A 6,492-nucleotide genomic window follows, 5' to 3' on the forward strand; every position below is an offset into this window, starting at 1 on the left:
CGCAGGTGGTTACCAAAAGGGACCAAAGAAACAACTCCCAAAGAAGTCGCTTTTATTGAAAATTGGATAAACAATTATCCTAAAAAATGTTTGGACTACAAGTCACCAAAGGAATTTCTTAGTGGTGTCTAATTTCAACTTGAAATTTAGCAAATGAAACATAAGATTGAAAAGTGTCTAGATTTTTGAGATAATAAAGACAAATAGTGGTCCAAGTGCTATAATGGAACTAGTATTTTATGAGGAGAAGAGTCCATGGAATTAGTTCGTGATAAAATTTTTGTTAGTCAATACCACTACGATGCTCGGAACTTTGAATGGGAGAAGGAAAATGGTGCTCCTGAGACAAAGATTGACGTCAATTTTCAACTGATTAGCCGCGATGAGGCTGCTCAGAAAACCTCGATGGTTGTGATTGTGAGCTTTATGGTTGTTTTTGATACCTTTGTCATCAGTGGGGTGATTTCCCAAACCAACCATGTGCAGGATCGCTTTATCAACGAACCCAATGAATTGGAGCAGGCCGAGGTTCAACAATTGGCGGAACCAAGTCTGGGTATGCTTAACCGCCTCACCTATGAAGTAACAGAAATTGCCCTGGATATGCCGGGTATTAATTTGGAGTTTTAACAATGATAAAAGTTGCAGTGATTACCGATGCGTCTGCTTATTTAAGTGATGTTGCAGATGCAAAGAATTTGTTTGTTCTGGATATTCCTGTCTTGATTGACGGAGAGAGCTATCTGGAAGGCAAAAATCTGACTGCGGAAGAATTTTATAAAAAAATGGCAGCTTCCAAGGAGCTGCCTAAAACCAGCCAACCAAGTCTAGCGGAGCTTGAGCTACTCTTACAAAAGCTAGAATCGGAAGGTTATACACATGTGATTGGCCTCTTTCTTTCAAGTGGGATTTCTGGATTCTACCAGAATATCCAATTTTTAAAAGAGGAATTTCCAAATCTTGAACTGGCCTTTCCGGATACCAAGATTACCAGCGCCCCGCTTGGCTTCATGGTTCAAACAGCCTTGGAGGCTGCTGAGGCGGGCGACGATTTTTCAGTTATTCTTGAGAAAATCCAGCGCCAAATCGATGGTGTTCAGGCCTATATTTTAGTGGATGACCTCAATCATTTGGTTAAGGGAGGCCGGCTCTCCAATGGGGCAGCCCTCCTAGGCAGTCTCCTCAGTATCAAACCGATTCTCTATTTTACAGATGCAGGAAAAATTGAGGTCTATGACAAGGTTCGAACTGAGAAAAAGGCCATGAAACGCCTTTGTGATCTGGTTAGTGAACAGGTTCAGGATGACGACTATTATGTAGCGATCATTCATTCTAACTGCGAAGAAAAAGCTCTCCAATTGCGGAGCCTGCTGCAGGAAGCTGGTGTGACGGGCGAGCTGCCCTTAGTGACCTTCGGCAGTGTGATTGGAACCCATCTAGGAGCAGGTAGTGTCGCTGTTGGTTTCCTACCTCGAGTGTAAATGGACGAAATCTATGAAATTAACAAGTTTGCCTTCTGAATTTCAGAAGGCTTTGCCTATATTAAGAAAAATTCAAGAGGCTGGTTATCAGGCCTATTTTGTTGGTGGATGCGTACGGGATGTGCTTTTGAATCATGGCATCCATGACGTGGACATCGCCTCTTCCGCTTATCCCCAAGAAATCAAAGAGTTGTTTGAGCGCACGGTGGATGTTGGGATTGAGCATGGGACTGTTCTGGTGCTGGAGGGCGGACAGGAATATGAAATTACGACCTTTCGGACTGAGGAGGCCTATGTCGACTACCGCAGACCCAGTCAAGTTCATTTTGTTCGGTCGCTAGATGAGGATTTAAAGCGACGGGATTTTACCATCAATGCCCTGGCCTTGGATGCTGAGGGGAATTTGGTCGATTTGTTCCAGGGGCTGGAAGATCTCCAGGCTGGTGTCATTCGGGCGGTTGGCCTGGCTGCCGAACGTTTTCAAGAAGATGCCTTACGTATTATGCGGGGCTTCCGTTTTCAGGCCTCCTTGGATTTTGAGCTTGAGACCGAGACCTTTGAGGCTATGACAGTCTGTGCTCCCTTGCTTGAAAAAATCGCGATTGAACGGATTTTTATTGAATTTGAAAAACTCTTGTTGACGGGAGCCTGGGCCCGAGGTTTGGCCTCCCTTCTTGAAGCCAAAGCCTATCTGTATTTACCTGGTTTTGACTCCGAAGCTCAAGCCCTCTTTTCTTTTTTGGAAAAAATGAGGACTGATTTCTGTTTTACCAGTTCAGCCCAGGCTTGGGCGGGCTTGCTGTATCACTTTAAAAATAAGCAAGCCGCTCCGATTTTAAAGGCTTGGAAGACTTCGCGGGAGTTTCAAAAACAGGTCTTGCAACTTTTGGAAATTCTCAGTAAGCGGGAAGCAGGACTGCTATCCGCCTGGGATTGTTATTTCTATCCAGAAGAGCTCCTGCATCAGGCGGAGGATTTGCGGGCAGCCCTAGGCTTGACCACCGATCATAGCTATTTGGAAGCTAGCCTGGCTGCCCTGCCGATCCGTGACAAACATGAGATCCTTGTAACTGGTCGGACGCTGATGCAGGAAGAAGGAATTCAGCCCGGTCCGCGAATGGGCCAAGTCTTGAAAGAGGTCGAGCTGGCCATTGTCACGGGAGAACTATTGAATGAGAAAGCGGCCATTTTGGCCTTTGTAAAGGAGCGACTGAATGACTGATTTTATTGTTGAGGGCCTCACCAAATCGGTGGCAGATAAGGTCTTGTTTCGAGACCTGTCCTTCATCATCCACCCCCAAGATCGGATTGGTCTGATTGGCTTGAATGGGACTGGGAAATCCAGTCTCTTGGATGTCCTGGCGGGTGTTGCGGGATTTGATGGCGATCGTAGCCCCTTTCAAACCAAGACGGATTATGAAATCGCCTATCTGACCCAAGAGCCGCAGTTTCAAGCGGGAGCGAGTATTTTAGAAACAGTCCTGGCTAGTCGTCCTAAGGAAATGGCCCTCCTCAAAGATTATCAGGAGCTGATGGCGACCTATGATGAATCCAAGCAAACTCGCTTGGATCAATTGATGGCCCAAATGGAAGCTCAGGATATCTGGGGTCTGGAAAGCCAAGCCAAGACCATGTTATCAAAATTGGGCTTGGAAGATTCTCAGGTTCGTGTTGATGATTTGTCTGGAGGGCAGCGGCGTCGGGTTCAATTGGCCCAGGTTTTATTGCGGAAAGCGGATCTCTTGCTCTTGGATGAGCCAACCAACCATTTGGATATTGAAATGGTCGATTGGCTGGCTAATTATCTGACCAATCATCAAAGCACCGTTTGTTTTATTACCCACGATCGTTATTTTCTGGATCAGGTTGCTACTCGCATTTTTGAATTGGATCAAGGGAGATTAGCAGAATACCAAGGAAATTACCAGGATTATGTGGCGCAAAAGGCTGATGAAGAGGAACGGGCAGCCAGTGCGCAACACAAGCGGCAGCAGTTGTATAAGCAGGAGCTATCCTGGATGCGTCGTCAACCCCAGGCCAGAGCGACCAAGCAAGAAGCACGGATTAAGCGGTTTGAGAGTTTGAAAAAGGATATGGCGGCTTATCAAACCAAGGATCAATTAGAGATTCAGTTTGAGACCAGCCGGATTGGGAAAAAGGTTCTGGAATTTAAGGATCTTAGCTTTGGTTATGGCCCCAAAACGCTCATTAATCAGTTTAATCTCCTGATTCAGAACCGGGATCGAATCGGGATTGTGGGTGATAATGGGGTTGGCAAGTCCAGCCTGTTGAACTTGATTGCCGGCCACTTGCAGCCAACAGCTGGTGAGCTGGTCCGGGGTGAGACTGTGAAAATCGCTTATTTCTCTCAGTCGGCGGAGGATCTGGATGAGTCCAAGCGGATGATTGAATATTTGAGCCAAGTGGCCACCGAAAGTAAAACTGCCAACGGTAGTGTCAGTATTTCGGAATTGTTGGAGCAATTTCTGTTTCCGAGGTCTAGCCATGGAACTGTGATTGCTAAATTGTCAGGCGGCGAAAAGAAACGACTCTATTTGTTAAAACTCTTGATCCAGCAACCCAATGTTTTGCTCTTGGATGAACCGACTAATGATTTAGATATCGCAACCCTAACGGTTCTGGAAGCTTTTCTGCAACAATTTGCGGGTCCTGTCTTAACGGTTAGCCATGACCGTTACTTCCTGGATAAGGTCAGTAATAAGCTGCTAGCCTTTGAAGACGGGCAAATTCGGGAATATTTTGGAAACTATACAGACTACCTGGATGAGAAGAAGTTTACCCAAGAACAGCTGCAAAAGAAGGAAGCACAACCTAAGACCGTTAAACCAAGAGAGGTCTCCTCTGTGAAGCGGATGTCTTATCAGGAGCAGCAGGAATGGAAGGGGATTGAAGCTAAGATTGAAGCCTTGGAGTCTGCTATTTCTGAGATTGAGCAGCAGATGCAAGACAATGCGAGTGATTACGGGGCTCTAGCACCCCTCCAGCAGGAATTGGATCAATTAAACGAAGACTTATTGTACCAGTATGAACGGTATGAATACCTAGCATCTTTTGAAACAGCTAGTAAATAATAGGATTAGGCTGAGGACTTCTTGTCCCGGCCTTTTTTGGCTTCTGTTGCTCTTGTGTGGCCTGCCTAAACCAGATTTTCTTCCAGCCTTGATGGGAAGCCTGCCCTCTAGTGGAGCTAGTAGTGACCTCTAACGATGTCTATGCTTGATTCGGGAATCAGCCTCATTTTCATCTTTTTTGAGGGAATATTTGTGGTCTGTTGGGAGTTTTTGGGGCTGTCTGAAAGCTGTTTCATTGTGAAACCACTAGGGATACCATTTTAAACTGGTATCTTCTCTAAAAGCCGGTCAAATCAGTGATATTTGAGTTTTTTTATTTATATAAAGTACCATCAAAAACCTTGTGAATAGTTATAAAATAAGTATATAATATAGATAAGGAAGGAGAAATCATGAAAAAGAATTTGTCCATGCCCTTACATACGCAATTAACCGATCAGCTGATGGAGTTGATCCGGGAGATGGGGAGCCATGAGAAACTCAGTTCAGAGCGGGAACTCTGCCAGCAATTTCATGTGAGTCGGACAACGGTTCGTAAATCGCTGGCCGAACTGGAAGATTTAGGTTATATTTACCGAAAACATGGTCAAGGAACCTTTGTTTCCGGTTTATGGAAGCGCAAACAAAATCTGTTGGATTCTTATAATTATAATCAACAGATGCTAAATCTTGGGAAGGTTCCGTCGCATCAGATTGAATATTTTGGGCTGGTTCAGGCCCATAAAAAAGTAGCCGATTGTCTCCATATCAAGGAACAGGATTTGGTTTATAAGATTAAACGTTTGCGTTTAGCGGATGATGAAGCCATGATGTTTGAAACCACCTATCTACCAGCCCAGCTGTTTCCCAAGTTGACCCAGGAACAGATTCAGGAAAAAGGTCTTTACAAAACGCTGGAGCAAGAGTATGGTCAGCAGATTATTTATGCAGATGAGCTATTTTCTGCTGGCCAGATTGGTGAAAATGTGGCGGAATATCTGAAGCAACCCATTTCCACCCCTTGCCTCAATATTCGTCGTGAAACCTATAATCAGGATCGCAAGATTATTGAATTAACTTTTACAACCGCTCGAAGTGATCAATTTTCTTATAAAGTTCGTCATTTCAATACTTATTTGGAATAGGAGGCGCCTATGTTTCAAAAAACGATTGCAGAATTGGAAGAGCTTGGTGCTCAGATTACGACCCGTGAAATTCAGCAACAACCGGATTTGTGGCAAGAATTGTGGGATTCCTATGTGGAACAGGAGGAGCAGCTGCAGTCCTTCTTAAATCGACTAGTGGAACAGCACAAGCAGTTACGAATTATTTTTACAGGTGCTGGAACCTCTGCTTATGTCGGGGATACGATTCTGCCTTATTTAAAGGAAGTGGTTGATGAAGGGGTGTTTGATCTACAAGCCGTTCCAAGCACTCATCTAGTGTCCAATCCGCAGCAGTATTTTAAAGAAGAGCTGCCAACCCTACTGGTGTCTTTTGCCCGGTCTGGGAATAGCCCTGAAAGTGTGGGAGCGGTTAAACTTGGTCAGGAACTGGTCAAGGATTTTTACCAACTGACGATCACCTGCGCTCCTGACGGCCATTTGGCCCAAGAAGCTCAGGGAGATCCACAGAACTATCTTTTCTTGATGCCTGCAGGATCTAACGATCAAGGGTTTGCTATGACGGGGAGCTTCACCTGTATGAGTTTGGCGACGCTTCTAGTTTTTGATCCGAGTCCTTTGGAGCGTAAAAAAGACTATGTCCAAGGAATTATCAAATTGGGCTTCAGTGCTCTTCAATTTGAAGGCGCTTTATACTCATTTAAAATCAAAAGTTGAAAAATAATGGATGCTTAGTTTTGAAATACAACAATATAAAACCACTACGTATCTAGAAAGGACCTTGTCCATTCTCTATTCACAATGGATTTTAAGGTT

The 6,492-nt window shown here is 44.7% G+C and carries 6 protein-coding genes and 1 pseudogene; all 7 read left to right on the plus strand.

The features are described from left to right. Window positions 1-132: pseudogene (locus tag HZY94_RS00600) on the plus strand (IS30 family transposase); the annotation flags it as partial. Window positions 133-255: 123 nt separating this feature from the next. Beyond that, complete coding sequence (locus HZY94_RS00605; protein WP_160332658.1) at window positions 256-630, plus strand: DUF1149 family protein; 375 nt, start codon at window positions 256-258, stop codon at window positions 628-630. A gap of 5 nt (window positions 631-635) precedes the next feature. Beyond that, a complete protein-coding gene (locus HZY94_RS00610) occupies window positions 636-1,481 on the plus strand; it encodes a DegV family protein (RefSeq protein ID WP_179924528.1) in 846 nt (281 codons plus the stop codon). A gap of 13 nt (window positions 1,482-1,494) precedes the next feature. Further along, on the plus strand, window positions 1,495-2,703 hold the full coding sequence (locus HZY94_RS00615; RefSeq protein ID WP_179924521.1) for a CCA tRNA nucleotidyltransferase: 1,209 nt from the start codon (window positions 1,495-1,497) through the stop codon (window positions 2,701-2,703). Beyond that, window positions 2,696-4,573, plus strand: a complete 1,878-nt coding sequence (locus tag HZY94_RS00620; protein ID WP_179924523.1) for an ABC-F family ATP-binding cassette domain-containing protein — start codon at window positions 2,696-2,698, stop codon at window positions 4,571-4,573. The genes HZY94_RS00615 and HZY94_RS00620 overlap by 8 nt, the downstream gene beginning before the upstream one ends. Window positions 4,574-4,965: 392 nt before the next feature. After that, the gene (locus HZY94_RS00625) at window positions 4,966-5,697 is read left to right on the plus strand and encodes a GntR family transcriptional regulator (RefSeq protein ID WP_179924525.1); all 732 of its coding nucleotides are present in this window, start codon (window positions 4,966-4,968) and stop codon (window positions 5,695-5,697) included. Between the two features lie 9 nt (window positions 5,698-5,706). Then, window positions 5,707-6,393 (plus strand): SIS domain-containing protein, encoded by a 687-nt coding sequence (locus tag HZY94_RS00630; RefSeq protein ID WP_179924527.1) that lies wholly within the window; start codon window positions 5,707-5,709, stop codon window positions 6,391-6,393. Window positions 6,394-6,492: the final 99 nt, after the last annotated feature.

The sequence above is a fragment of the Streptococcus danieliae genome (assembly GCF_013415245.1).
Classification (GTDB): Bacteria; Bacillota; Bacilli; order Lactobacillales; family Streptococcaceae; genus Streptococcus; species Streptococcus danieliae_A.

Excerpts from the sequence above, each read along its gene's own strand:
- HZY94_RS00605 (WP_160332658.1), top strand. The coding sequence starts at position 256 with ATGGAATTAGTTCGTGATAAAATTTTTGTTAGTCAATACCACTACGAT.
- HZY94_RS00615 (WP_179924521.1), top strand. The coding sequence starts at position 1,495 with ATGAAATTAACAAGTTTGCCTTCTGAATTTCAGAAGGCTTTGCCTATA.
- HZY94_RS00620 (WP_179924523.1), top strand. The coding sequence starts at position 2,696 with ATGACTGATTTTATTGTTGAGGGCCTCACCAAATCGGTGGCAGATAAG.
- HZY94_RS00625 (WP_179924525.1), top strand. The coding sequence starts at position 4,966 with ATGAAAAAGAATTTGTCCATGCCCTTACATACGCAATTAACCGATCAG.
- HZY94_RS00630 (WP_179924527.1), top strand. The coding sequence starts at position 5,707 with ATGTTTCAAAAAACGATTGCAGAATTGGAAGAGCTTGGTGCTCAGATT.